The sequence below is a fragment of the Chitinivorax tropicus genome (assembly GCF_014202905.1).
In the GTDB taxonomy this organism is placed as follows: Bacteria; Pseudomonadota; Gammaproteobacteria; order Burkholderiales; family SCOH01; genus Chitinivorax; species Chitinivorax tropicus.
The window spans coordinates 1-22,477 of the sequence record NZ_JACHHY010000035.1; the positions used below are offsets into that span (position 1 = coordinate 1).

The window sequence follows — 22,477 nt, forward strand, 5'->3', positions numbered from 1 at the left end:
ACTATCTTCCGTTCCGCTGTGTCGCTGCGAGAGAGGCCGAACTATACTCACTCACCTACTGGCCGTCAACACTCCAAACCAGATTTTTTCTAAATAATTTGATAAGTCACTGTTTTCTATCACGACAATTTTTCATGCCCTTCACCCCAGACTGCACCAGCGCTGGCATGCATCACGACCAGATATTTTCCACAGGCCCTCATTTGGCCACCTAATAATAGTTTTTCACCTACTGCCACACCGGTGACACAAAATGGATACCTGTTGAGCTGAGACGGTCGAAAGTTACAGGCAGTTGATGCTGTGCTGATCTCAACAGATATTCGGTCAGCAGGAAAGGTCAGCGGGTGTCATGACGGCGGGCGGTCATCGATTGGGATAGTTGGCTCAGGGTTGCTGCATCCAGGGTATCCGTCGCGAAGTTGAAGACCAGTTGCTCTTCCCTGTCCGCATGGGTGCAATAGGTGTTTGCAAAGAGTTTGACCGCTGGCAATTCTACCTGCTCCCCCGCTGCGATATGCAGGAGTGCTGGGCGCAGTTGTTGCCATAGCCCATGCAATACGGTGTGCTCTTGCAATAGACTGCCAATCACTTCTCGAAGTCGGTTGGCTTCGACATCGTCGCGGGGCCCAAGCTTTGTCAGTAAGGCGGGAAACAAATCGAGCTCTTCATCAGCGTGGTGCTTTGGGGCAGCCACGTCAAAGTAGCGCAGGATGTTCTTTGCCGCCTGCTGTGCTTGTATATCCGCGCCATGCTCTGGCAGGTATTTGGCCAGGCGCTGTAATGTATCGCAAAATGCTCTTACTCTGCCGTGGCATGCTTCCAACATGGCGATTGGTTCATCCCATGAGGGGATGTCCCCTAATAAGGTGTTGTGTGCTTCTGCCATCAATGCTCTCCGCCTCGCGTTCCCATTCCGTGTTCCACGGCGTAGACGGCTGCTTGTACCCGGCTGCTGAGATTGAGTTTCTTCAGTATGTTCTGAACGTGGATTTTGACGGTGCTTTCTGCGACATTCAATTCCCGCGCAATTTCCTTGTTGCTGTCCCCCCGTGCCAGGAACAGGAGAATCTCCCGCTCGCGCGGGGTCAGCTTTTCTTTCTCTGGTGGTGGGGCTGGCTGGCTGGATAGTGAACGGAAGCGCTGCATCAGTTTACCGGTCATGGATTCCGCCATGACCGCCTCTCCTGCGGCTGCGCGCTGGATAGCCTGTTTCAGGTAATCAGCATCGATGTTTTTCAGCAGGTAACCACGTGCACCGGCCTGCAGGGCTTGGGCCAAGTCATCGGCATCTTCTGAGACTGTCAGCATGACCACTGCCGTTTCTGGGGCGTCCTGCAAAATCAGCTGTACGGCTTCGATGCCGGACAGCCCTGGCATATTGAGGTCAAGCAGCACCACGTCAGGTTTCAATGTGACCGCGCGTTTGACACCCTCTACGCCATCGGATGCTTCGCCCACAATATCGAACTCTGGCTGGCGTGATAACAAGGCCTTGATGCCACTGCGGAACAGGGTGTGGTCATCCACCAGCAGAATACGGATCGGTTTGCTCATGGTTTCACGCAAGATAGAAAAGAATGCAGAGATACTGACACAGGCTGCCACCCAGCACAAAGAGATGCCAGATGCCATGTGCGTGTCGCATACGGTCATCCAGGGCGTAGAAGATGATCCCCACGGTGTAGAGCAGCCCGCCGAGTGTGAGCCAGACCAGCCCACCGGTTGGCAGGGCGGCTGTCAGCGGCTTGATGGCGACCAGCACCAGCCAGCCCATGATGAAGTAGATCGTCAATGACAACGCCCGGGTACGCTTGCCCAGCCATAGCTCTTGGATGATCCCGATCAGCGCCAAGCCCCAGTTGATGCCGAACAATGTCCAGCCCCACGCGCCACGCAGGGTGATCAAGGTAAAGGGGGTATAGGTGCCGGCAATCAGTAGATAGATCGCGGTATGGTCGAGCTTTTGGAATATGGCCTTGGCCCGCCCTTGCAGGGCGTGGTAGAGGGTGGAAAAGCTGTACAGCAGAACCAGCATGCTGCCATACACGCTGAAACTGACCAGTTTCCAGACATCGCCTTGTTGAGCCGCCAGTGTCAGCAGGATTGACATGCCCGCCACACTGAATACGGCGCCGATCAAATGTGTGATGCTATTCAGCCGTTCTCCGTAATACATGAATACGCCTTTCTTGAATCAAGCAGCCATCCGCTGCTCTCGGGACAACCACACCCGCCATGTCACACCATCGCCAGGTCGGGTATCCAGCTCCAACAAAGCACCGATCCGCAGGGCTCGCTCGCGCATGATGTTCAACCCGACGTGGGATTCCCCCTTGGCCTTGACGGTTTCCGGGTCAAACCCACAGCCATCGTCATGAATGATCAGCTCCAGGTCTTGCGTGTCATTGAGTTGCACCCAGACCTGGCTGGCTTTCGCGTGCTTCCGGATATTGGATAATGCCTCCTGAACAATGAACAACAGCTGTAGCTGATGCTCCCGTGGCAATGGGGCCCCCTGCCCTTCTTGCATGAATCCAGTCTCCACTCCTGTTTGCCGCTGGAACTTGTCCAATGTCACCCGAATGGCGTCTGGCAACGATTCCTGACCTAGTTTGGCCCGGAAATTCAGCAACAATTCACGTACATCTTCATAGCTTTCCTGAATCCCTGCGCGGATCAGCGGCATGGTATCGCTGACCTCGGTCCAGTCTTGCCTTTTGATGCCGTCCTCCATCAGCTGCGCTTGCAGGTTCAGGAAGGTCAGCCCTTGGGCAATGCTGTCATGCAGCCCTTGCGCCATCAGGTTGCGCTCCTGCGAAACAGCCATCTCCCGCTCTCTGGCAGCCATACGCCGGTTGTCGATCGCAACGCCGAGATGCTGCCCGAACGTCTCCAACAGCTGAACCTCCTGCGCTGAAAAGGCATAAGGCTGTTTGAAATGCAGGTTGAATTGGCCTATGGCCTGATGCAGGCTCAGAATCTGGAAGATCGATACCGTAACGAAACCATCTTTTTTGCAATCGATCTCCCGTTTCGGCAGGCGGGCACGCCGCATATCGTGCACTACGGACACGCCATCCCTTGCCGCCTCGCCACACAGGCAATCACCGACATTCAAGCAGTGCTCCTGACCGACCAGCTCGTTCGACAGCCCCTCATGAATCACCACATGCAGATTGCCGTTGCTGGGGTCCACGACCCGCACCATGCCACCATCGGCCCTGAACTGCTGCATGACTCGCTGCAGAAAGCCACGACATAGGTCTTCGACTGTGCCAGGCCGATTCAGAAAAGCTGTCATGTCGTACAGACTGGCCAGCTCCCGGTTTTTCTCAGCCAAGGACAGGGTTTTGTCGGCCACTCGCTTTTCCAGCGTGTTGTAGAGATCTTGCAGGCGAGAGGCCATCTGGTTGAAGCCATTGGTCAGCTGCCCAAACTCGTCCTGGCTTTCCACGGGCAGCCGCACGCTCATCTCACCATCCGCCATGGCTTGGATACCCGCCTGCAGGCGGGTGACCGGGCGGATGATGATCAGAAACATCAGATAGATCACGCAGACTGTGCTGACCACGCCCATTGCGATCAGGCCCATCTGCGATGCGCGTAGGAAGGTCGTGCGGCGGGAGTTCTCGTGCTCGATCAGCCTGACTTCCGTGTCGATATGCGCAACGAATTGCTCCACCCGTTCGCGCAATACGGGCAAGGGTAATGTGTTGGCTGACAAGGCGGGGCGAATCTCAGCTTGCCAGTTGTTGTGGATCAGCCGCAGTTGCTTCAACACCGGTGCGGTGCCGGGCACAAACAAGGGCCGGATCGGGTCGCCTGTGTGCAGGGTGGCAAAGATATGATCGATCTCGCCCAGCTCTGCCTGAATACGGCTTTGCAACCCGACCACCTGATCTGCCGAACGGGCACGGGCCGCCATTTCCAACAGGCGATACGAGCGCATGCGCAGGCTGCCTGCATCATTGATGGCGGCAGCCCCGCCTTCCAGCTCCCACGACAATAACAACGTCGAGCCGACTGCCACCAGGGCCAGCACCATAAAGGTCATCAACAACCCGACGATCTTGACTGTGAGGCGACGCCTGGCGGGCAACAGTTCCGGCATGCTCATGCTAACGACACTCCTACTCCATACTCATGGCATGACGCATGCCACCCCACCTCATTATTGGCTGGGTGTCGGCGCTGGCTCATGCCCTGTCAACAGATACTCGATCAGCTCACGTGCCGATCGGATTCGATCACCAAAAGGCAAAGGGGCTCCTCCCCGGAAGAACAAGCCTTTATTCACCTCACCTCGCAATGCTGCCGCCAACTGTGTATCGATGCAAAACTGGCCGAATTTGGCTAATCCATCCCGCAACCCGCACGCGGTCAGGCAATGCAGCCCTTGCGTACAGCGCTCGGTATCACATTTGGCCTTGCTTTGCAGATGCGTCTCACGGCGCAGGTAGTTCTTCAACCATGGTGTCAACACGCCACGTGCCGGCAAGCCCGCCACACTCATGAATTCAACGATTTCCTCTTGCTTGGCGCCAGCCAATACCTTCTTGAAATTAGGATGCGCATCACTCTCCGATGTCACAGCAAAAGCCGTGCCAAGCTGAACACCCGCAGCCCCCTTACCCAACAGGTCTCGCACTTGCTGGTGCCGATAGATCCCCCCGGCGCATATGAAGGGGATGCGTTCGCGCTCGATGCCCAGCTCGCGCAGCAGGTTGGCGACGCCTTCCAATACCGTATCGAAATTGAACCGACTATCGTTGACATCCTCTTTGCGGGCTGCACCCAAGTGACCACCCGCCCACTGCGGATGCTCGATGACCACGGCATCGGGCAACACTTGTTTGCGCAGCCATTTCTTCAGCACCACCGCCACGCCTCGCACATCCGACAAAATCGGGATACGCGCTACATCCGGATGGTCCGCCGTCAGCTCTGGCAGGTCAAGCGGCAGGCCCGCCCCCATCACCACCGCATGCGCACCGCTTTCGCAGGCTTGCCGCACATAGTCGGCATGGGCATCCACGGCTTTCATCACATTCACCGCGACCATACCATGCCCATTTGAGTCCGACAGCGCCATTTTTACTTCTCGATCAAGCGCTTCCAGATTCAGCATATTCAATGCCTGCGGGTCACGACAACCTTTACTGCGTGCTAGCAGATCAGGGTGGTGATGTCTCAGATCGACACTGGCAATCGTCCCCACTGCGTCGCACTGTGCCACACTGCCCGCCAGCCGATGGGCGGAAATCCCCACGCCCATCCCACCTTGCACGATCGGCAACAGCCGACGGCCCTTGATTGTCAGTGCCGGTAAATCCAGCTTGGGTAGCCAGTCGAGCATGTGTCATCCTCCTTATTGTGAGCTACTTCACCACCTTGTGACGAACCGAGGTGATACATCGCCCCCTCGTTCCGTCTGGTTCTGTTGGCACGGCTTCGCAGCCCGCGCCGGATCGAGTCCTGAACAGGATTCAGCGGGAGCAGGCCATAAGGCCGCGTAAATGGAGCCCTAGACTAGGTGGAAACGCTCTGCCAGCGTTTGACCCTGATCAATTTCACACCAACGCAAGTACTAGGAAAACTACTGATAAGCTTGCAGTTTTGCCACATCCAGAATCATGATGTCGCGGCCATTCACCTCGATCAGCTCCTCATGGGCCAGCTGGGCAAAGATACGGGACAAGGTCTCTGGCGTCAGGCTCAGCCGTGACGCAATCACGTTTTTGGTAGCCGGCAAGGTAATGGTGGTCTGCTGTGCTGATGGACCATGATCGCACTGCAGCAGGTAACCGATCACCCGCTGCGCAGCAGAACGCAGACTGTAGGATTCGACATCCTGCACCAATTGATGCAGCCGCATCGACATCCCGGCCAGCATGCGCCGGGCAAAGGTCGGGTCTTGCGCCAGGGCATCAAAAATAGTCTGTTTGTTCAGATGCAGGATCAAGCTGTCGGCTAACGTTTCGGCATACACCGGAGCTGGGCGCTCCAGAAACATCACCGCCTCACCAAAACTCTGCCCTGCGCCAAAAATCTGCAACACCTTCTCGGTGCCATTGGGGGAAGGAAACGATAATTTGACCTGCCCGTAGACGATGATCCACAGCCCGCTGGCTGGGTCACCCTTGCGAAACAACACTGTTCCCCGCTCGGCACGCACCTCACGGGTGGCAGCGACAAAATCGTTGATTTCATTAGGCGCCAATTCACGAAACAAGGGCAAATTGGACAACATGCCGTGCAGATCGATTTTGCTGCGGCTCATGGCGTACCTCTTCTACTTAACCAGTCGGAATGATCCAGATCAAGATATTACGGCAACACAAGCGCATTGCCAGCTGGCATGAAGAGCTAAGTGGCGATAGCCCGAAAGGACTATTCATCCGGCCATTGCCGGCTGGCGTATCGGCAGCAGATAGGTGGAAAGCATGGATCATCATTCCCTGATTGCCGGTTCCACAGGCTATGCAGCGGTAATACGGCGTGGTGCAGCACAGTAGGATCGCGTCGATGCAAACGGCTTCATGGAAAAAAAGAAAGCCCTCATCGGGCTCAATGTACCAATTGGGTACCGCTGTCTCCTCACAGCCAAACAGTCAATCTGTCACCCACGCCAATCCCGGCCACGCGTATTGTCCCCTTGATGCCAATACGTAGGCATCTGGCAATCAGCGCATGGGTAACTTGCACCAGCCACAGCCACTCGTGCAAATTTTGACATTGTTATGAATGGCCATCATGCCAAGCCACTCAAAAGATGTCAATGGCATTTACGATATATGACATGTATCGCTCCGGGGCGCCACACTGTGCTGACAGGCAACAGCAAAGTGGGCGACAGGGCCAATATGGGAGCGGGGACCACCTGACCAATCAATCGAAATACCGGCGTGCCGCTTCGTATCGGCTTGCGAAGTATCGATTGTTCAGGCTGCTGACTTTGATCTGCCCATTTGTGGACGGCGCGTGGATGAATCGATCCTCGCCAATATAGATGCCAACGTGCGAGAACGGACGATTTCGCGTATTGAAAAACACCAGATCGCCTGGCAGTAACGCCTGTCGCTCCACCTCGCGCCCTTCACGCGCAATCTGAGCGGCATTGTGTGGCAATTTGATACCCACTGCGCCCTCGAACACGTAGCTGACCATGCCGCTGCAATCCAGCCCGCTCTCCGGGTTCTTGCCACCAAAACGGTAGTCGATATTCAGCAATCCCAATGCATACAGCACGACTTCCTGTGCCTGCGGCGAGAGCTTCGCATCCCGCTCTGCGGCGGTGGGCTCTCCTTTCGGGGCGATACTCGGCTCTTTGGGGCTGGCTTTACGGCTGGGGCTAGGGCTGGCTGTAGCCGTGCCAGCTTTTTTTGAAACCGCGACCGGCTGCGTGCTGCACGCAGACAGCAACATCACCCCAAAGCCATATAACAACCAAGCACAAGCATTCACCTTAATCAATAGTTTCATATGGTTATCATGCACTCACAAGCAGTAATTCAATCAACACATTAAGTATAGCGATGATAGCTTTGATAAAACAGCCGAATTTCGAAATGCGCCCGACAACCATCCGACCAGTGACCGTACCAGAATGTTCCGCAACGCCGCTCAGATTACATTTTTCCCTCTGCTGGATGCAGGCCGAAGAATCGATGCACTTGACATCAACAAGATCGATATTGATAATTATTCTCATCTAAATCATGAGGGAGCTATCATGAATGCTTTACTGGTTGGTGCAGATACATTAGGTAACATCCCCGATACCCTGGCGTCTTTTGGCATCAACATCGCCCGCCACATCAGCGGCAGAAATGCTTCGCACCAACGTCGCCTACCCGGTCTCCCAAAAGGCACGGATATCATGATCCTGTTCACTGATTTCCTGGGACATAACGTCATGCGGCACTTTCGAGAGCTGGCGAATGAACACAACATCCAGATCGTGACATGCCGGCGATCCGTCTGTGCACTGAAGGAGTCGCTCTCCCAGCTGGCGCTTCAAGCACCCTCGCCATGTCTGCAATGCCCAGCCCATAGCGGCTCTGCTGCCAGCAAACGCAAATGCAACTAGTTTTCACTTGCTTTTTTCAACCTCTTTATTGATAATGGTTATCAACAACCTTATCATTCGTAATCGCAGCAAGGATCAGCAGAGATGTACGTTTGCATTTGCCATGCCGTAACCGACACTCAAATCCGTCAAGCAGTTAGCGATGGCGCCTGCTCTATGCGAGATCTACGAAATGAACTGAATGTTGCGACCCAGTGTGGTCGCTGCGCCTGCCATGCTCGCGATGTGCTGAAAGAGGCCCTGTATCAAATTCAGGAGCCGATGATCGCCAGCGCCGCATAGCCGCCACCGCAGCCGGAAAACCTCGCTTGCCCAGGCGGGGTTTTTGCGTTGCTTTATGCTATGCTTGGCTCATCCACGAGCCATACTGCGGAGACCGGCATGAAAGGCGACAAAAAGGTTATTGCTTACCTGAACAAAGCACTCACCAACGAACTCACTGCCATCAATCAATATTTCCTGCATGCCCGCATGTATAAAAACTGGGGCTTGAAGAAACTCGGTGATCACGAGTATCACGAATCGATCGACGAAATGAAGCATGCTGACAAGTTGATCGAGCGCATTCTGTTTCTGGAAGGCCTGCCCAATCTGCAGGATCTGGGCAAATTGATGATCGGTGAAAACGTCGAGGAAATGCTGAAATGCGACCTCAAGTTGGAAATGGCCGCCTGCCCGATGCTGAAGGAAGCCATTGCCCACTGTGAATCAGTGCAGGATTACGTATCCCGTGAGTTGTTCGAGGACATTCTGGAAAGCGAAGAAGAGCATATCGACTGGCTGGAAACCCAGCTGGATCTGGTCGACAGGATGGGCATCCAGAACTATATCCAGCTCAACGCAACCGATTCATCCAGTTAATCGATTAACCTGTTTTTTTCAGCGCCCCGTCAAGCGTATTCAAACAAAGGCCCACATGCACACTCAGCACGCCATGGTGATTGATGATGACCCGATCAGCCGCAAACTGATACGCGCCATGCTCAGCCAGGCGGGCTGGGGGGTTTTTGATACGTCTGATGGGGAGCAGGCACTCGCGTATTTCCAACAGAACCCGACGCAACTTGTCTTTCTGGAAATCGGCCTGCCGGGACGCAATGGCACTGAGATCTGCCGAGACATCCGCAGCCATCAACAACACCCGACCCGCATCATTGCCTTTACGCATCACGCACAGGAATCGGACAAGAAAGCCTTCCTGGCCAATGGTTTTGATGACATCCTGATCAAGCCCATTTCGCACGCCACGTTGAATCATCTACTGGACTCACTGACTCCGGCCACGACAGACTAGACGTTACGGCTGAGGGCAGTCCAACCGCCTCGTCAACATCCAGACGGCGGGAAAGTCGTTTCTGCTGTCGTGTCCAGGCATTGCCAATCAAACACCACGCTTGGCACGCCTGATGCTGCCTGTGCATCTGCATCCACCGCAATACCAGGAATGGCCACCAAGGCATCACCAGCAAACAAAAGCGGTAGACGCGTTCTGACCCAAGGGGGCACGCGAGCCTCCTGCAGCAGCGCTTTGACTGGCCGACTGGGGCCACCCATTCGGGGCCGGAGCATTTCCCCACCCTGTCGTAAGCGCAAGCACAATGGTCCGGCCAGCCTGCTCAGTGCCACGCCGTGCCCATGGGACATCTGGGCGATCAATCGCCCGGATAGTGAGGCGAAATCCATCTGACCAGGGCCCCGCCACTCAAACCCAACCTGATCAGCCTGCAACACGGCATCACGAACCAGCCAGATCAAACCATCGTAACGCGCCAAAAAGCCGCAGCTCAGTCTGATCCGAGGGTCTGCGTCCACACGCTGCCCCAGCAGTTGCTTCAGCGCCTCTTGTTGCGATGCGGCAGGCAGTGTCGCACCACATTTTGCAACGAACCACCGCAGCAGATTACCAGCGCGGGCGGGTGACAAATGGTCAAAACATTTGATCGGCAAGGTGCGCGATGACCAATCAACACCTTTGGCATCCAGCCCAGCCAACGCATCCTGCAACTCGCTGGCCTCGGCGCACAGGCTGGCAGCCCGCCCCAGCACTTGCCTGACTTCGGGGTATGACTCTGCCAACTGCGGGAGAATGCGATGACGGATGAAGTTGCGGTCGTAGCGGGTATCTGTGTTGCTTTCATCCTCCACCCACTGCAGTGCAGAACTCTGCGCATAGCCAGCCAACACCTGCCGGGGCACAGTCAGAAAGGGTCGGACGAAATCGGGCCACCCTACTGCATGGCGGATGGCAGGCATGGCTGCCATGCCTTTCACACCACCGCCGCGCAATAGTTGCAGCAAGACAGTTTCCGCTTGGTCGTCCTGATGATGTGCGAGCAAAACCGCATGGACAGGCAGCCGCCTCAGCGCCGTGTAGCGGGCATCCCGAGCGACCGCTTCCAGGCTCTCGCCCCCTTGGCGCTGCAGCTGCAACGCCACCACAGCAATCGGTATTCCCAGCCGCGTGCAGAGATCCACGCAGAACTGCGCCCAGACTGCTGCATTCGGGCTGATCTGATGATTGACATGCAAGGCTTGTAACGTGATGCCCAGGCTAGGTGCCACCTGTGCAGCCAGATGCAATAAGACGACTGAATCCAGCCCGCCACTCAGTGCGATGGCAACGGGCTGGTCAGCATATGGGGTGAGGTGATCGACGAGGCATTGCCGCAGGACAATGTCAGGCGGCAATTTCCTTGAACTTGCCATAACCCATCAAACGCTCGTAACGCGCATCCATCAGTTCGTCCAACGACTTGCCCTGTAACGCACGCAAACCATCTTGCAACACTTTGCGCATGGTCTGCATCATGGCCGCCGGGTCACGGTGTGCACCGCCACATGGCTCTTGGATGACCTTGTCGACCAGGCCAAGTGTCTTCAAGCGCCCTGCCGTGATGCCCAGCAGCTCAGCAGCCTCGGAGGCCTTCTCCGCGCTCTTCCACAAAATGGATGCGCAACCCTCTGGCGAAATCACTGAATAGGTTGAGTACTGTAGCATCTGCACAACGTCACCGATCGCGATTGCCAGCGCACCGCCCGAGCCACCTTCACCGATCACCGTGACAATGATCGGCACCCGCAGTTTGGACATTTCGAACAGATTGCGGCCAATCGCTTCGGACTGCCCACGCTCTTCGGCACCAACGCCAGGATAGGCGCCTGTGGTATCCACAAAGCTCAATATCGGCATGCCGAATTTCTCGGCCAGCTTCATTGCCCGCAATGCCTTGCGATAGCCCTCTGGGCGTGGCATGCCAAAGTTGCGTATGATCTTTTCCTTGGTGTCACGGCCTTTCTGATGGCCAATGATCATCACCGCTTGGCCATTGAAACGAGCCATGCCGCAGACGATGGCAGGGTCATCTGCAAAGGCACGATCCCCATGCAGTTCGTTGAATTCGGTGAACAGCCCTTTGACGTAATCCAAAGTGTAAGGACGTTGTGGATGACGCGCCACCTGGGAGATCTGCCAAGGCGTCAGCTTGCTGTAGATGGATTTGGTCAAATCCTGGCTTTTGGCCTGCAAGCGGGAGATTTCTTCTGAAATATCCACAGCGGAATCATCTTGAACATAGCGCAACTGGTCGATCTTACCTTCCAGCTCGGCAACCTGTTGTTCAAAATCGAGAAAGGTGGTTTTCATTGTGTACCAGACCTCATGTGAGGGGCATCAGTGCAATGGTTCGGTTCACATCCAGCATGCTCAGACATTGCTGAATACGATATTTGCCCTGACGCCGGGTTTCTGCATGCCGATCCGTGATGCCACATTGATCAGGATCGGGGCATAAGGCTTAGGATCGAGGCGGTCGCCATCCTTTGCCACCATCAGCAATACCGCCACCGAGGACGGATCGGTGATGGCCAATTTGGTGCACTCATCATCAGTCAATATGATTTCAAAGTGCAGGCCCAACATGGTGGGGTCGATCAAGCTGAATACGACATCGGCCTCATCCAGCGATTGCAACCACAACATGACGGGGGTTTGTTTATCTTCATGAAACAGCTTGTAGCGACGAGATTGATCGAATCCAAGAATAGGCTCCGGAAAGAAAATCACTGAATCAGGGTCAATCTCGATATCGCCAAAACGGGTAGACTGCAGTTGCATAGTGCCTCCAGATCATTCATGACGGGACGACTGGTTAACCACACCACACATCCGACCCCATGCCTTGCTGATTGACAGCATCGGGCATGGTCGAATCGATTGCAAGCATACGCGAAAAGTCATTGCAGCCCAATTGGCTTGGCGAACATATCCGCCTTTCACCATGCGCACCATTGGGGTTTACCTAGATCCAGTCAGCGTATCCGGCAGGCGTTGAGTGACGTCAACAGCTGCAAGCCTTTGGCTTGATGCAGCCATCGGCGTAAGATAACGCCCAGTTCTGCCATTTCAGTTGGAGTATTTTGCAGTGGAACCCTATCTCTTTTGGCTGATTGCTGGATGTGTGCTGATCGGCATGGAGCTGGTCAGCGGCACCTTCTATATGCTGATACTGGGCTTGGCCTTCTTGTTTGCCGCGCTCGGCGCTTGGCTGGGCCTGTCGGACATGAGCCAGATTCTGCTGGCCGGCTCAGTGGGCATCGCTGGCGTGCTCATTTTGCGGAAATACCGGCGTTATCAATCCAGCCGTGTCCCGCCTTCATCACAAAGCCTGGATATCGGCCAGCGGGTGAAAGTTGTCCAATGGCTGGATGAGCGGCATGCCCGGGTCGCCTACCGGGGCAGCGAGTGGGATGCCGAGCTGGTACAGGGACATGCCAACGCGGCCATCCTGTATATTCAGGATGTGCGTGGTTCGATATTGCTATTGAGTGAAAAACAACCCGAAGGAGTGAATGATGCTGGAAACCATGGTCGCCTTTCTGATCGTCGCCATCATCTTCGTCGTTAAAGCTGTCAAGGTCGTCCCGCAACAACACGCCTGGGTCATCGAGCGCCTGGGGCGCTTCCATGCGGTCTTGCAGCCCGGCCTGAACATTGTCATTCCGTTCATCGATCGCTTGGCCTACCGGCATAATCTGAAAGAGATTCCGCTGGATGTGCCCAGCCAGATCTGCATCACCAAAGACAATACGCAGCTGACTGTAGATGGCATTCTGTATTTTCAGGTGACCGACCCGAAACTGGCCAGCTACGGCTCCAGCGATTACATCTTGGCCATCACGCAATTGGCCCAGACCACCCTCCGCTCGGTGGTCGGGAAGATGGAGCTGGACAAGACCTTTGAGGAGCGCGATGACATCAACCGTACCGTGGTGGCCTCGTTGGACGAAGCAGCGGCCAATTGGGGGGTCAAGGTGCTTCGCTATGAGATCAAGGATCTCACCCCGCCCGCCGAGATTTTGCATGCCATGCAGCGGCAGATCACCGCCGAACGCGAAAAGCGGGCTTTGATCGCAGCATCGGAAGGCCGCAAACAGGAACAGATCAATCTGGCGACCGGTGAGCGCGAAGCCGCCATTCAACAATCGCAGGGTGAGCGGCAGGCAGCGATCAACCAATCGGAGGGGGACAAGCAAGCAGCCATCAACCGTGCGGAAGGCGAGGCAGAAGCCATCAGGCTGGTCGCACATGCCACCGCCGACGCCATTGCATCGGTCGCCCAGACCATTCGCCAGCCTGGCGGCATGGAAGCCGTCAATCTCAAAGTGGCCGAGCAGTATGTCAGTGCGTTCGGCAACCTGGCCAAAACGGGCAACACGCTGATCCTGCCCGGCGACCTGAGTAATATGGGCAGCCTGATCGCCTCAGCGATGAGTGTGGTGAAACAGAGCCAATCCGGCAATACCACCTCATGACAGGAAATCTTCTACATCTGGTTGTGAAAAGAATCTGAATCCATGCATTTTGACATCATCATCATCGGCTCCGGCTTGGCTGGAATGACCCTGGCGCTGAATCTTGCCGACAAAAAAAAGGTGTGCCTGATCACCAAGCGTGGCCTGGTGGATGGCGCCAGCAATCTGGCACAGGGTGGCATTGCCGCCGTCCTCGACAATCAGGACTCCACGGACGCCCATATCAAGGACACCTTGATCGCGGGTGCCGGCCTGTGCAACGAGGAAACCACCCGCTTCATCGTTGAACACGCCAAAGCTGCCATCGATTGGCTGATCAATCTGGGCGTACCATTCACCCGTGATGCGCACCACGAAACCGGCTTCCACCTGACCCGTGAAGGGGGCCATAGCCATCGTCGCATCATTCATGCCGCAGATGCCACCGGCGAAGCCGTGATCAAGACCCTGAGCGGCAAAATCCGTGCCCACCCACACATCACAGTGCTGGAAGACCATATCGCCATTGACCTGATCACCGGCAGAAAACTGGGGCAAGCTGACAACGCATGCCATGGCGTCTATGTGCTGGATCGCAAACAGGACAAGGTCTTATCGCTATCGGCAGATCATACTGTTCTGGCGACAGGCGGGGCGGGCAAGGTCTACCTTTACACCACCAACCCGGATATCGCGACGGGCGATGGCATTGCCATGGGCTGGCGGGCGGGCTGCCGGGTGGCCAATATGGAGTTCATCCAGTTCCACCCCACCTGCTTGTATCACCCCCATGCCAAATCCTTCCTGATTTCCGAAGCGGTGCGAGGCGAAGGCGGTATCTTGCGGTTGCCTGATGGCAGCCGCTTCATGCCCCAGCACGATGAACGGGCTGAGCTGGCCCCCCGCGATATCGTGGCCCGGGCCATCGACTTCGAGATGAAAAAGCACGGCCTGGATTGTGTCTATCTGGATATCTCTTACAAACCTGCGCGTTTCATTCAAGAGCATTTCCCGACCATCTACAGCCATTGCCACAGCCTGGGCATCGACATCACCAAGCAACCCATTCCGGTGGTGCCGGCAGCGCACTATACCTGCGGCGGGTTGGTGACCGACCTGAAAGGCCGAACAGATGTGCCACGGCTGTACGCCATTGGCGAGGTTGCATGTACTGGCCTGCATGGCGCCAACCGGCTGGCCTCGAATTCACTGCTGGAATGCCTGATCCTGGGGCGGGCGGCAGCCGAAGACATTCTCACCGCCAGCCCTCCACCCCGCCTCGATATTCCTGCTTGGGATGAGAGCCGGGTGACAGACCCGGACGAGGAGATTGTCATCTCCCACAACTGGGATGAGCTGCGTCGTTTCATGTGGGACTATGTCGGCATCGTGCGCACCAATAAACGGCTAGAGCGCGCACAACACCGGATCAATCTGCTGCATGACGAGATTCACGAATACTATAGCCATTTCCGCGTCAGCAATGATTTGATCGAGCTGCGCAATCTGGTACAGACTGCAGATCTGATTGTCCGGTGCGCCATGGCTCGACATGAAAGCCGTGGCCTGCATTTCAGCCGAGACTATCCGCAGATGGCGGCTCAAGCAATCAATACTGTACTGACACCCAACTGAAACCCAAGTATGCAGAGCAGGGGCTCGCCAGCCCCTGACTCAGGCCCGGTTGACCGCTCGGTCAGGGTACCTCATGTGGATTGGCTGCCAGATCAACCCGCCAGCGCCATTTCAACCAAACCCGCAGACGACGCGACGCCTCGTGCTCCACCTGATCAGGCAACATCACCAGGCGATGAATTTTCGTATCAGTCTGCAACACAAGAATCATCAAGGTCGACGTGACCAGGCTATCTCCTCGTATCAGCGCAGGCTGCCAGCGCTGGTCGACAGCAATGGATACCTGATCACGCGCATTGATTTCAAGGCCATCGATGTGCTGGATGGCTCGATGCCGCCAGTGCCACACCGCGCTGGCCAGCACCAGGCCAACAGCCAATAACCGGATCGAAAGCGGGATGGCGCTGGCCAGCAAAGTAGCGCACACGGCCAAGCCGTGCATGGCCTGCACCAGCCCGGCCAGCAACGGAGAGGAGCGGATCTCCAGACGGAGCATGCGCTGGGAAGGCATCAGCGGCGGGGGGGTATTCCCTGGTGCGCAAGCCGGATTGCCTCATCTACGGTCAGCAGACGTAACGACATGTGCTCCAGTGGTAGCGGTGCAGGCAGTGCAGGCTGTGCAGCCGTGTCCACCTTTGGCTCATCATATTGGTGCTCAATGCGGCCTGTGCTCATATCAAATGTAATCGCCATGATGGTCTCCTTTGGCCAGATTCATCCAATCAACATCTGCATATTCAGATTATCGGACAAAACATGGATTCACAAGCACCAAGTGGACCAGTGGTCGATCAGTGCGCCCCATTCATCAGCTTGAGCACCTGCAACATCCACATACCCGCCAAGTTGAAGAAATCACGGAGTATTGTGGTCCAATATGGCAGGGAAAAGTAAAAGGCCACGAAACCAATACCCATGGTCAAGGGAAACCCAACCGCGAACAGATTGAACTGTGGCGAGGCCCGGGTCATCACCCCAATCGCCATATTGGCCACCAACAGGGCGGCCACAACAGGCATGGACAGCGTCAGCCCCATGATGAAAATCTGCTCACCCCACTTGAACATCAACTTGAATGCGCCCGCGCTCAGGGGGGTCAGTTGAATCGGCAATACCTGAAAGCTTTGTACTAGGGTGGCCAGCACCACCAAGTGCCCATCCAATGCAAAGAAGGTCAAGATGCCGAACAATGAGGTGATCTGTGATACCACAGGCACCTGTGTGCCATGTGTCGGGTCAAAGAACATGGCAAATCCCAGCCCCATCTGCAGGCCAGCCAGATGGCCCGCCATCTCGATTGCCGTGAACACCACTCGCATGACCAATCCCATAGCCATGCCAATGATGACCTGCTGCGTCATGACCAACAGACCATACGCCGAGAACGGGCTCACCGCTGGCATGGTCGGCAGGATAGGCATCAATGCCAAAGTGATCAAAACAGCAAAACCGATTTTATACGGCGCTGGAATGCTCCGGCTGCCAAACACTGGGTCAGTGCCAATCAGCGCCAGTATCCGCACGAACGGCCAGAAAAAGGAAGCCAGCAGCGCTGTCAGCAGGTCGGAATTGAACTGCACCATAGGCGACGATGATTAGCCGATCAGGGTGGGAATGCTGGTGAACAGGCGGATGGTGTAATCCATGATGAGCTGGATCATCCACGGCCCAGCCAGCACCATGACCGCAAAGGTGACAATCAGCTTGGGAATGAACGAAAGCGTCATCTCGTTGATCTGGGTGGCTGCCTGGAACACGCTGACCAACAGCCCGACCACCAATGCGGCAATCAGCATGGGTGCCGACAGCAGCAGCATGACCTCCACCGCACGCTGAATCAATGTCACGACCATTTCTGGGGTCATCGCCCACTCCTTGCAACCAAACTGTTTGAGCCCGACTGATGATCAGGTCAGGTATAAAAGCTTTGCACCAGCGAGGTCATCAGCAATGTCCAACCATCCACCAGCACAAACAGCATCAATTTGAATGGCAATGAGATGATGACTGGCGACACCATCATCATGCCCATTGACATCAAGACACTGGCCACCACCAGGTCGATGATCAGAAAAGGCAGAAACACCAGAAAACCGATCTGAAAAGCGGTTTTCAGCTCACTGGTGATATAGGCCGGAATCAACGTTTTCAGGCTGACATCTTCTGGGCCATTGGGCTTGGTTGCACCCGAGAGCTCGATGAAAGTAGCCAGATCCTTTTGTCGGGTCTGTTTCAACATGAATTGCTTCAATGGTTCGCTGCCTTTGGCGATGGCCTGATTGAAGGTCATCTTGTCTTCCGCAAAGGGCTGGTAGGCCTCGACATAGATCTTGTCAAACACCGGTGCCATCACAAACATGGTCAGAAACAGCGCAAGACCGATCAACACCTGATTGGGCGGCGTAGTAGCCGTACCCATCGCCTGCCGAAGCAAGGAGAGCACGATGATGATGCGCGTAAACGAAGTCATCATCAGCAGCAAGGCCGGCAAAAAGGTGAGCGCCGATATCAGCAGCAGCGCCTGGACGGACAACGTGTAATTCTGCCCACCACCTGGTGCCGGCGCACTGGTCAGCGCGGGCAAACCGTCAGCCGCCCACCCCAAGGCTGGCAACAACACGAGGCATAAGCCGACCAGCAGTTGAATAGGGTGCAAGGTCGATACGATGCGATTCACAGCGTCATCTGCTCTCAGTGAAATATCAGAAACAGCGTGGCAGGCACAGCTGACCAGGCTTTATTGTTCTTGTTGCGTCGTATTGCGGGCGGGTATCTTCTGCATGGCCTGACTCAGCCATCTGGCAAAAGGAGCCTCTCCATTTGCACCTTGCAGCGACTCGGCATGCTCAGGCCGCGGCAACGTGTGCAAGGTGTTGACCTGATTGGCCGTCACCCCTAGCACCAGCCAGGTATCTGCCAGCTCGACCACCACCACGCGCTCTTTGGGGCCTACCATGACCCCCCCGATCACTTTCATGCCCGCGCCACCCTGCATGCCGCCAGGCGTCATGCGTTTCAGCACCCAGGCGCAGGCCGCTATTGCCGCCAATACCAATAGCAAGGCCAAAAAGACCTGCAACAGACTACCTGCGGTCGGGGTGCTGGCCGCCGCAGGTGGTGCGGCGAAAGAACGAACAGAAAGGAAAACGAGCGGCAGAACAGCGACTCGCATCACTTGTGAAGCCGCCGTATCCGCTCTTGCGGAGTCACAATATCGGTCAAGCGGATGCCGAACTTGTCGTTCACCACCACCACCTCACCTTGTGCAATCAGACAGCCATTGACCAATACATCCATCGGCTCACCCGCCAAGCCATCCAGCTCGACCACAGAGCCCTGGGCCAATTGCAGCAAGCTGCGGATGGCGATTTTGGTCCGACCCAGCTCGACTGTCATATGGACAGGAATGTCCATGACCATGTCGAAATTGGGCGGCAGATCAGAGCGCCTGTCAGGTTGAGCGTCGAAATTCTGGAAGATATCCGCCGGCGAAACCGCGCTGGCGCTCGCTGGCTCCTCGGCCTTGCTGGCCGCCATGGCGGCATCAGCAGCTTCCTGCTCGGCCAACGCAGCAGCCCAGTCATCCAGGCCTTGTTCTTCGGCAGGTTGTTCTTCTTCAGCCAACTTCATCTCCCGTATTCAATAGATCCACACCCGCGAGAATCTTGTCGACCTTCAATGCATACTGCCCATTCTTGATGCCATATTTGCACTCAAACAACGGCACGCCATCCACTTCCGCCACGATGGCATCGGGAATCTCCAGTGAGATCACATCCCCCACTTTCAAATCCAAGATATCCCCCAGCAGAACGGGCGCTTGTCCCAGATTGGCTACCAGATCGACTTCGGCACCTTGCACCTCTCTGGAGAGCAATTTCACCCATCGGTTGTCCGCCTCCATACGATCAGCCTGCATCGAGCTGTAGAGCAAGTCACGGATCGGCTCGATCATAGCATAGGGGAAACAGACGTGAAAATCGCCGCCCCCCGCGCCCAGCTCGATTTTGAAAGTCGTCGTGACGACCACCTCGGTTGGCGTCGCAATATTGGCAAACTGCGTGTTCATCTCGGATCGGATGTACTCAAACCCCACCTCGAATACCGGGTCCCAAGACTTCTTATATTCATCGAACACTACATTCAGCAGCCGATGGATGATGCGTTGTTCAGTGGCGGTGAAATCACGGCCTTCGACGCGCACATGGTACCGACCATCCGAGCCGAACAGGTTGTCTACCACCAGAAACACAAAATCCGGATCGAAAATGAACAAAGCCGTCCCACGTAACGGCTTCATATGAATCAGGTTCAGGTTGGTGGGAACCACCAGATTACGGATGAATTCGCTGTATTTCACCACCCTGACCGGGCCGACCGAGATTTCCGCGCTACGACGCATGAAGTTGAACAGCCCGATCCGCAGATTACGGGCGAACCGCTCATTGATGATTTCAAAGGTCGGCATCCGGCCACGGACAATACGCTCCTGCCGACCAATGTCATAATTTCGAACCTGTGACGCATCGGAAGACTCTTCCTCCGAATCTTCCTCGCCGGTCACCCCGCGTAGCAGGGCATCGACCTCTTCCTGGGAAAGGATATCGTCTGACATATCACTGCAATATAAAGGAGGAGAGCGTCACCGATTGCACGCCTTCATCATCATCAGCGCCCATCGCCTCATTGATGGTAGCCTTCAATTCATCAATCAGTTTCTTCTTGCCCTCTGCGGTCTTCAAATCCACTGCCTGTTTCGAGGATAGCAGCAAAATGACATTGTTGCGGATCTTTGGCATGTAGGACTTGAGCTTTTCCTTCTCCTTTTCATCCAACAATTCCACATTGATCTCAGTTTGCAGCATCTCATTGTTCTCGCCCGCCAGATTGACGGTGAACACCTCCAGTTTTTCAAATACTGGAGCGGCTTCATGCTCCTTCTTCTTTTTCTTCTTATCCTTTTTCTTGGGCTCCTCCTTCTCATGGGCCACCTCGGCCTCATGCTCTGGTGACGAGCCCCCACCACTCAACAGCAAAACTGCTGCAACCCCGCCTATCACCAAAATCAGCACCAAGAGCAGTGCGACGATGATAACGAGCATCTTCTTGCTTTTCGGCTTTTCTTCGGACATCCCTGAGGCCTCGATTGAGTGCGTTCCACGTGACTAAACAACGTAACCGCTTATTCTTTCACTGAACTTTAGCAGCAGTATGATTACCCTGCCAAAACATAAAGCAAAACAATTATATCGGAAACATAGTTTAGGTAGTTTCTAAAAAAACAAAACGGATGACCTCCGCCATCCGCTTTCCCCAATTCTGTTTCGCAGCACCCATGTAAGACCTTGATTCAAGCCCGGATACTGATCCCCCAGGGCTGCGTGGCCGCCCGCCACAATGGCTCGACTTCCACCTCATCCTGTTTGGACGCCCCTCTACGGCCATGCCCCTGCGACTGCTGGCGCTGATCAGCCAATGACTGACCACCGACCTGCACACTCCCCATCGCAAGGCCGCTCTCGGCAAACATGGCAGACAGCCGCGGCAAGGCCGACTCGATGACCTCACGCACCGAGGCATGTGGCGAGGCAAACACCAGGCTGGCCTGATCATTCTGCACTGTGACCCTGACTTCCAGCGGGCCCAGATGCGGAGGATTCAGTTGCATCTCCGCAATCTGGTTCTGCTGCCCGGACAACCAGATCAAATTCTGCCCCAGCTCCTTCCCCCAACTTACGGGCTCCGACACTGGCGCAGCAATCTGCATGGCATGCGGCTGGCGCATTTGCGCCGATTCGGCTCGATTGACAAGCTGCGCCCCCTGCATCGCCTGCGCCTGATTCATCATATCCTCGAAGTGCTCCTGCTGCCCCGCGTCGCCCGGCAAATTTTTCCGCTGCACGGCAGAATCTTCCACCGCCAAGCTATCCACCAGAGAAGATGTCAGGGCGTCAGCCAACCCCTCCCCCCCCACATTAGGGGCACCAACCTCCACACTGGCCGCCTCGACCAGATCAGGCTTGGATTCCACAGGGGCCTGTATCTGCGCAAACAACGCTGTCAACAAAGGGTTCATCAACTCGGCTACATCATCGCCTACCTTCTTTTCCTGACCTTGCTCCTTGGCATCCACAGGCTGCTCCATCGGCAACGCTTTCAGATCCAAAGGTAGCGCAAGCTGCCCCAGCGCCATCTGCAATGCCGCACCGAAACCCGCCCCCACGCCAGCGCCATCAGGTACCGTTGACGGCAACTCGGCAGGCATCGAAGCGGGCATCAATACAGTCAGCGTAATCTCGGCCATGGGCCTCACCCCTCACAAATCATTTGTCACGCCAAACATAAGCAAGACCTGGGCCAAACCAACAGATCAGCCAAGCAAGAGAAAAGATCTAGCCAAAACGGGAAAATTCAGATATAGTGCGCGCCTCGCTCGGGGCATGGCCTATCTTGGCCCATTCTCAATGCCCAGCACATCAGGAGGTGTGGCAGAGCGGTTTAATGCACTGGTCTTGAAAACCAGCGAGGGTGCAAGCCCTCCGTGAGTTCGAATCTCACCGCCTCCGCCAGAATTTAAAAAAGCCACGATTATCGTGGCTTTTTGCTTTCAATAGCAGTGCAGCTACAAATCAACAACGCCAACAATCCACTCCAAAATCAGTTCAGCGCAGGCCATCGAGCCACATCAACAGGATCGTGATTGAAATACCAGAAGGTAATTCGTCACGATTCGATAAAAAACGATCCACGTCAGTCATCATCACCACCCTACCATCTAGCATCGCAGATATTGAGCTACCCAGAAGCCAGTTCGATTGACTGATTTTGCATATCATCGGTCAACGAACATTATTGATCCGGCCCTTTGATGTTTTAACCCGCCGCATACTTGACTACCGGGTCCTGAAAATAGGCTCGGACGCGCTCCGGGGATTGCTCCAGCTGCGTCATGTGTTCATT

The 22,477-nt window shown here is 55.5% G+C and carries 27 protein-coding genes and 1 tRNA gene; 8 read left to right on the forward strand and 20 right to left on the reverse strand.

Annotated features, from left to right (window positions below; translation table 11 throughout):
- Positions 1–340 precede the first annotated feature (340 nt).
- The 7 genes from HNQ59_RS18200 to HNQ59_RS18230 form a co-directional block, all read right to left on the reverse strand.
- The gene (locus HNQ59_RS18200; RefSeq protein WP_246491081.1) at positions 341–889 is read right to left on the reverse strand and encodes a hemerythrin domain-containing protein; all 549 of its coding nucleotides are present in this window, start codon (positions 887–889) and stop codon (positions 341–343) included.
- The gene (locus HNQ59_RS18205) at positions 889–1,557 is read right to left on the reverse strand and encodes a response regulator (RefSeq protein WP_184041825.1); all 669 of its coding nucleotides are present in this window, start codon (positions 1,555–1,557) and stop codon (positions 889–891) included. Before HNQ59_RS18205 ends, HNQ59_RS18200 begins: the two co-directional genes overlap by 1 nt.
- A 4-nt stretch (positions 1,558–1,561) precedes the next feature.
- Positions 1,562–2,179, reverse strand: coding sequence for a PAQR family membrane homeostasis protein TrhA (gene trhA / locus HNQ59_RS18210; RefSeq protein WP_184041826.1), 618 nt, complete (start codon positions 2,177–2,179; stop codon positions 1,562–1,564).
- An 18-nt stretch (positions 2,180–2,197) separates the two neighbouring features.
- Positions 2,198–4,120, reverse strand: coding sequence for a type IV pili methyl-accepting chemotaxis transducer N-terminal domain-containing protein (locus HNQ59_RS18215; RefSeq protein ID WP_184041827.1), 1,923 nt, complete (start codon positions 4,118–4,120; stop codon positions 2,198–2,200).
- A gap of 54 nt (positions 4,121–4,174) precedes the next feature.
- Positions 4,175–5,359, reverse strand: coding sequence for an NAD(P)H-dependent flavin oxidoreductase (locus HNQ59_RS18220; protein WP_184041828.1), 1,185 nt, complete (start codon positions 5,357–5,359; stop codon positions 4,175–4,177).
- Positions 5,360–5,599: 240 nt separating this feature from the next.
- Positions 5,600–6,283 (reverse strand): Crp/Fnr family transcriptional regulator, encoded by a 684-nt coding sequence (locus HNQ59_RS18225; protein ID WP_184041829.1) that lies wholly within the window; start codon positions 6,281–6,283, stop codon positions 5,600–5,602.
- A 608-nt stretch (positions 6,284–6,891) separates the two neighbouring features.
- The gene (locus HNQ59_RS18230) at positions 6,892–7,485 is read right to left on the reverse strand and encodes a C40 family peptidase (protein ID WP_246491082.1); all 594 of its coding nucleotides are present in this window, start codon (positions 7,483–7,485) and stop codon (positions 6,892–6,894) included.
- A 124-nt stretch (positions 7,486–7,609) separates the two neighbouring features.
- Here HNQ59_RS18230 and HNQ59_RS18235 point away from each other — a divergent pair, with 124 nt between their 5' ends.
- From HNQ59_RS18235 to HNQ59_RS18250, 4 genes are all read left to right on the forward strand, one after another.
- Positions 7,610–8,092, forward strand: a complete 483-nt coding sequence (locus HNQ59_RS18235; protein ID WP_425491405.1) for a DUF2325 domain-containing protein — start codon at positions 7,610–7,612, stop codon at positions 8,090–8,092.
- A gap of 84 nt (positions 8,093–8,176) precedes the next feature.
- Positions 8,177–8,374, forward strand: a complete 198-nt coding sequence (locus HNQ59_RS18240) for a bacterioferritin-associated ferredoxin (protein WP_184041830.1) — start codon at positions 8,177–8,179, stop codon at positions 8,372–8,374.
- A gap of 99 nt (positions 8,375–8,473) precedes the next feature.
- Entirely contained in the window at positions 8,474–8,953 is a 480-nt protein-coding gene (gene bfr, locus HNQ59_RS18245) for a bacterioferritin (protein ID WP_184041831.1), read from the forward strand.
- 55 nt (positions 8,954–9,008) lie between these two features.
- Entirely contained in the window at positions 9,009–9,386 is a 378-nt protein-coding gene (locus HNQ59_RS18250; protein ID WP_184041832.1) for a response regulator, read from the forward strand.
- A gap of 32 nt (positions 9,387–9,418) precedes the next feature.
- On the opposite strand, the gene tilS is transcribed toward HNQ59_RS18250, so the two are convergent.
- The 3 genes from tilS to fliW are packed head-to-tail and all read right to left on the reverse strand — an operon-like array spanning position 9,419 to position 12,206.
- Positions 9,419–10,798: a tRNA lysidine(34) synthetase TilS gene (gene tilS / locus HNQ59_RS18255; RefSeq protein WP_184041833.1), complete on the reverse strand. Its 1,380-nt coding sequence runs from the start codon at positions 10,796–10,798 to the stop codon at positions 9,419–9,421.
- Positions 10,770–11,735, reverse strand: coding sequence for an acetyl-CoA carboxylase carboxyltransferase subunit alpha (locus HNQ59_RS18260; RefSeq protein ID WP_184041834.1), 966 nt, complete (start codon positions 11,733–11,735; stop codon positions 10,770–10,772). Before HNQ59_RS18260 ends, tilS begins: the two co-directional genes overlap by 29 nt.
- 60 nt (positions 11,736–11,795) lie before the next feature.
- Entirely contained in the window at positions 11,796–12,206 is a 411-nt protein-coding gene (gene fliW / locus HNQ59_RS18265) for a flagellar assembly protein FliW (RefSeq protein WP_184041835.1), read from the reverse strand.
- Between the two features lie 307 nt (positions 12,207–12,513).
- On the opposite strand from fliW, the gene HNQ59_RS18270 reads away from it, so the two are divergent.
- Genes HNQ59_RS18270 through nadB form a run of 3 tightly spaced genes read left to right on the forward strand, consistent with a single transcriptional unit; the run spans position 12,514 to position 15,517 of the window.
- Positions 12,514–12,996 carry an NfeD family protein gene (locus HNQ59_RS18270; RefSeq protein WP_184041836.1) on the forward strand — a complete coding sequence of 161 codons (483 nt, stop codon included), beginning with the start codon at positions 12,514–12,516 and terminating at the stop codon, positions 12,994–12,996.
- On the forward strand, positions 12,944–13,903 hold the full coding sequence (locus HNQ59_RS18275; protein WP_425491408.1) for an SPFH domain-containing protein: 960 nt from the start codon (positions 12,944–12,946) through the stop codon (positions 13,901–13,903). The genes HNQ59_RS18270 and HNQ59_RS18275 overlap by 53 nt, the downstream gene beginning before the upstream one ends.
- A 42-nt stretch (positions 13,904–13,945) precedes the next feature.
- Entirely contained in the window at positions 13,946–15,517 is a 1,572-nt protein-coding gene (gene nadB, locus HNQ59_RS18280) for an L-aspartate oxidase (RefSeq protein WP_184041837.1), read from the forward strand.
- A 61-nt stretch (positions 15,518–15,578) separates the two neighbouring features.
- On the opposite strand, the gene HNQ59_RS18285 is transcribed toward nadB, so the two are convergent.
- The 10 genes from HNQ59_RS18285 to HNQ59_RS18330 all read right to left on the reverse strand — a co-directional run bounded on the left by HNQ59_RS18285 (position 15,579) and on the right by HNQ59_RS18330 (position 21,821).
- Positions 15,579–16,013, reverse strand: a complete 435-nt coding sequence (locus HNQ59_RS18285) for a protein YgfX (protein ID WP_184041838.1) — start codon at positions 16,011–16,013, stop codon at positions 15,579–15,581.
- A gap of 14 nt (positions 16,014–16,027) precedes the next feature.
- Positions 16,028–16,210, reverse strand: a complete 183-nt coding sequence (locus HNQ59_RS18290; RefSeq protein WP_184041839.1) for a hypothetical protein — start codon at positions 16,208–16,210, stop codon at positions 16,028–16,030.
- 98 nt (positions 16,211–16,308) lie between these two features.
- Positions 16,309–17,100, reverse strand: a complete 792-nt coding sequence (fliR, locus tag HNQ59_RS18295) for a flagellar biosynthetic protein FliR (protein WP_184041840.1) — start codon at positions 17,098–17,100, stop codon at positions 16,309–16,311.
- A gap of 12 nt (positions 17,101–17,112) precedes the next feature.
- A complete protein-coding gene (gene fliQ / locus HNQ59_RS18300; protein ID WP_184041841.1) occupies positions 17,113–17,382 on the reverse strand; it encodes a flagellar biosynthesis protein FliQ in 270 nt (89 codons plus the stop codon).
- A 47-nt stretch (positions 17,383–17,429) separates the two neighbouring features.
- The gene (fliP, locus tag HNQ59_RS18305; RefSeq protein WP_425491406.1) at positions 17,430–18,194 is read right to left on the reverse strand and encodes a flagellar type III secretion system pore protein FliP; all 765 of its coding nucleotides are present in this window, start codon (positions 18,192–18,194) and stop codon (positions 17,430–17,432) included.
- Between the two features lie 60 nt (positions 18,195–18,254).
- Positions 18,255–18,689: a flagellar biosynthetic protein FliO gene (gene fliO, locus HNQ59_RS18310; RefSeq protein WP_184041842.1), complete on the reverse strand. Its 435-nt coding sequence runs from the start codon at positions 18,687–18,689 to the stop codon at positions 18,255–18,257.
- The gene (gene fliN, locus HNQ59_RS18315; RefSeq protein ID WP_425491407.1) at positions 18,689–19,141 is read right to left on the reverse strand and encodes a flagellar motor switch protein FliN; all 453 of its coding nucleotides are present in this window, start codon (positions 19,139–19,141) and stop codon (positions 18,689–18,691) included. Before fliN ends, fliO begins: the two co-directional genes overlap by 1 nt.
- Positions 19,134–20,132, reverse strand: coding sequence for a flagellar motor switch protein FliM (gene fliM / locus HNQ59_RS18320; protein ID WP_184041844.1), 999 nt, complete (start codon positions 20,130–20,132; stop codon positions 19,134–19,136). The genes fliN and fliM overlap by 8 nt, the downstream gene beginning before the upstream one ends.
- Position 20,133: 1 nt before the next feature.
- Positions 20,134–20,649, reverse strand: coding sequence for a flagellar basal body-associated FliL family protein (locus tag HNQ59_RS18325; protein ID WP_184041845.1), 516 nt, complete (start codon positions 20,647–20,649; stop codon positions 20,134–20,136).
- A gap of 218 nt (positions 20,650–20,867) precedes the next feature.
- Complete coding sequence (locus HNQ59_RS18330; RefSeq protein ID WP_184041846.1) at positions 20,868–21,821, reverse strand: flagellar hook-length control protein FliK; 954 nt, start codon at positions 21,819–21,821, stop codon at positions 20,868–20,870.
- 175 nt (positions 21,822–21,996) lie between these two features.
- On the opposite strand from HNQ59_RS18330, the gene HNQ59_RS18335 reads away from it, so the two are divergent.
- Positions 21,997–22,086, forward strand: a tRNA-Ser gene (locus tag HNQ59_RS18335).
- Positions 22,087–22,477 lie beyond the last annotated feature (391 nt).

Excerpts from the sequence above, each read along its gene's own strand:
- HNQ59_RS18200 (WP_246491081.1), bottom strand. The coding sequence starts at position 889 with ATGGCAGAAGCACACAACACCTTATTAGGGGACATCCCCTCATGGGAT.
- HNQ59_RS18205 (WP_184041825.1), bottom strand. The coding sequence starts at position 1,557 with ATGAGCAAACCGATCCGTATTCTGCTGGTGGATGACCACACCCTGTTC.
- trhA (WP_184041826.1), bottom strand. The coding sequence starts at position 2,179 with ATGTATTACGGAGAACGGCTGAATAGCATCACACATTTGATCGGCGCC.
- HNQ59_RS18215 (WP_184041827.1), bottom strand. The coding sequence starts at position 4,120 with ATGAGCATGCCGGAACTGTTGCCCGCCAGGCGTCGCCTCACAGTCAAG.
- HNQ59_RS18220 (WP_184041828.1), bottom strand. The coding sequence starts at position 5,359 with ATGCTCGACTGGCTACCCAAGCTGGATTTACCGGCACTGACAATCAAG.
- HNQ59_RS18225 (WP_184041829.1), bottom strand. The coding sequence starts at position 6,283 with ATGAGCCGCAGCAAAATCGATCTGCACGGCATGTTGTCCAATTTGCCC.
- HNQ59_RS18230 (WP_246491082.1), bottom strand. The coding sequence starts at position 7,485 with ATGAAACTATTGATTAAGGTGAATGCTTGTGCTTGGTTGTTATATGGC.
- HNQ59_RS18235 (WP_425491405.1), top strand. The coding sequence starts at position 7,610 with ATGTTCCGCAACGCCGCTCAGATTACATTTTTCCCTCTGCTGGATGCA.
- HNQ59_RS18240 (WP_184041830.1), top strand. The coding sequence starts at position 8,177 with ATGTACGTTTGCATTTGCCATGCCGTAACCGACACTCAAATCCGTCAA.
- bfr (WP_184041831.1), top strand. The coding sequence starts at position 8,474 with ATGAAAGGCGACAAAAAGGTTATTGCTTACCTGAACAAAGCACTCACC.
- HNQ59_RS18250 (WP_184041832.1), top strand. The coding sequence starts at position 9,009 with ATGCACACTCAGCACGCCATGGTGATTGATGATGACCCGATCAGCCGC.
- tilS (WP_184041833.1), bottom strand. The coding sequence starts at position 10,798 with ATGGCAAGTTCAAGGAAATTGCCGCCTGACATTGTCCTGCGGCAATGC.
- HNQ59_RS18260 (WP_184041834.1), bottom strand. The coding sequence starts at position 11,735 with ATGAAAACCACCTTTCTCGATTTTGAACAACAGGTTGCCGAGCTGGAA.
- fliW (WP_184041835.1), bottom strand. The coding sequence starts at position 12,206 with ATGCAACTGCAGTCTACCCGTTTTGGCGATATCGAGATTGACCCTGAT.
- HNQ59_RS18275 (WP_425491408.1), top strand. The coding sequence starts at position 12,944 with ATGCTGGAAACCATGGTCGCCTTTCTGATCGTCGCCATCATCTTCGTC.
- nadB (WP_184041837.1), top strand. The coding sequence starts at position 13,946 with ATGCATTTTGACATCATCATCATCGGCTCCGGCTTGGCTGGAATGACC.
- HNQ59_RS18285 (WP_184041838.1), bottom strand. The coding sequence starts at position 16,013 with ATGCTCCGTCTGGAGATCCGCTCCTCTCCGTTGCTGGCCGGGCTGGTG.
- HNQ59_RS18290 (WP_184041839.1), bottom strand. The coding sequence starts at position 16,210 with ATGGCGATTACATTTGATATGAGCACAGGCCGCATTGAGCACCAATAT.
- fliR (WP_184041840.1), bottom strand. The coding sequence starts at position 17,100 with ATGGTGCAGTTCAATTCCGACCTGCTGACAGCGCTGCTGGCTTCCTTT.
- fliQ (WP_184041841.1), bottom strand. The coding sequence starts at position 17,382 with ATGACCCCAGAAATGGTCGTGACATTGATTCAGCGTGCGGTGGAGGTC.
- fliO (WP_184041842.1), bottom strand. The coding sequence starts at position 18,689 with ATGCGAGTCGCTGTTCTGCCGCTCGTTTTCCTTTCTGTTCGTTCTTTC.
- fliM (WP_184041844.1), bottom strand. The coding sequence starts at position 20,132 with ATGTCAGACGATATCCTTTCCCAGGAAGAGGTCGATGCCCTGCTACGC.
- HNQ59_RS18325 (WP_184041845.1), bottom strand. The coding sequence starts at position 20,649 with ATGTCCGAAGAAAAGCCGAAAAGCAAGAAGATGCTCGTTATCATCGTC.
- HNQ59_RS18330 (WP_184041846.1), bottom strand. The coding sequence starts at position 21,821 with ATGGCCGAGATTACGCTGACTGTATTGATGCCCGCTTCGATGCCTGCC.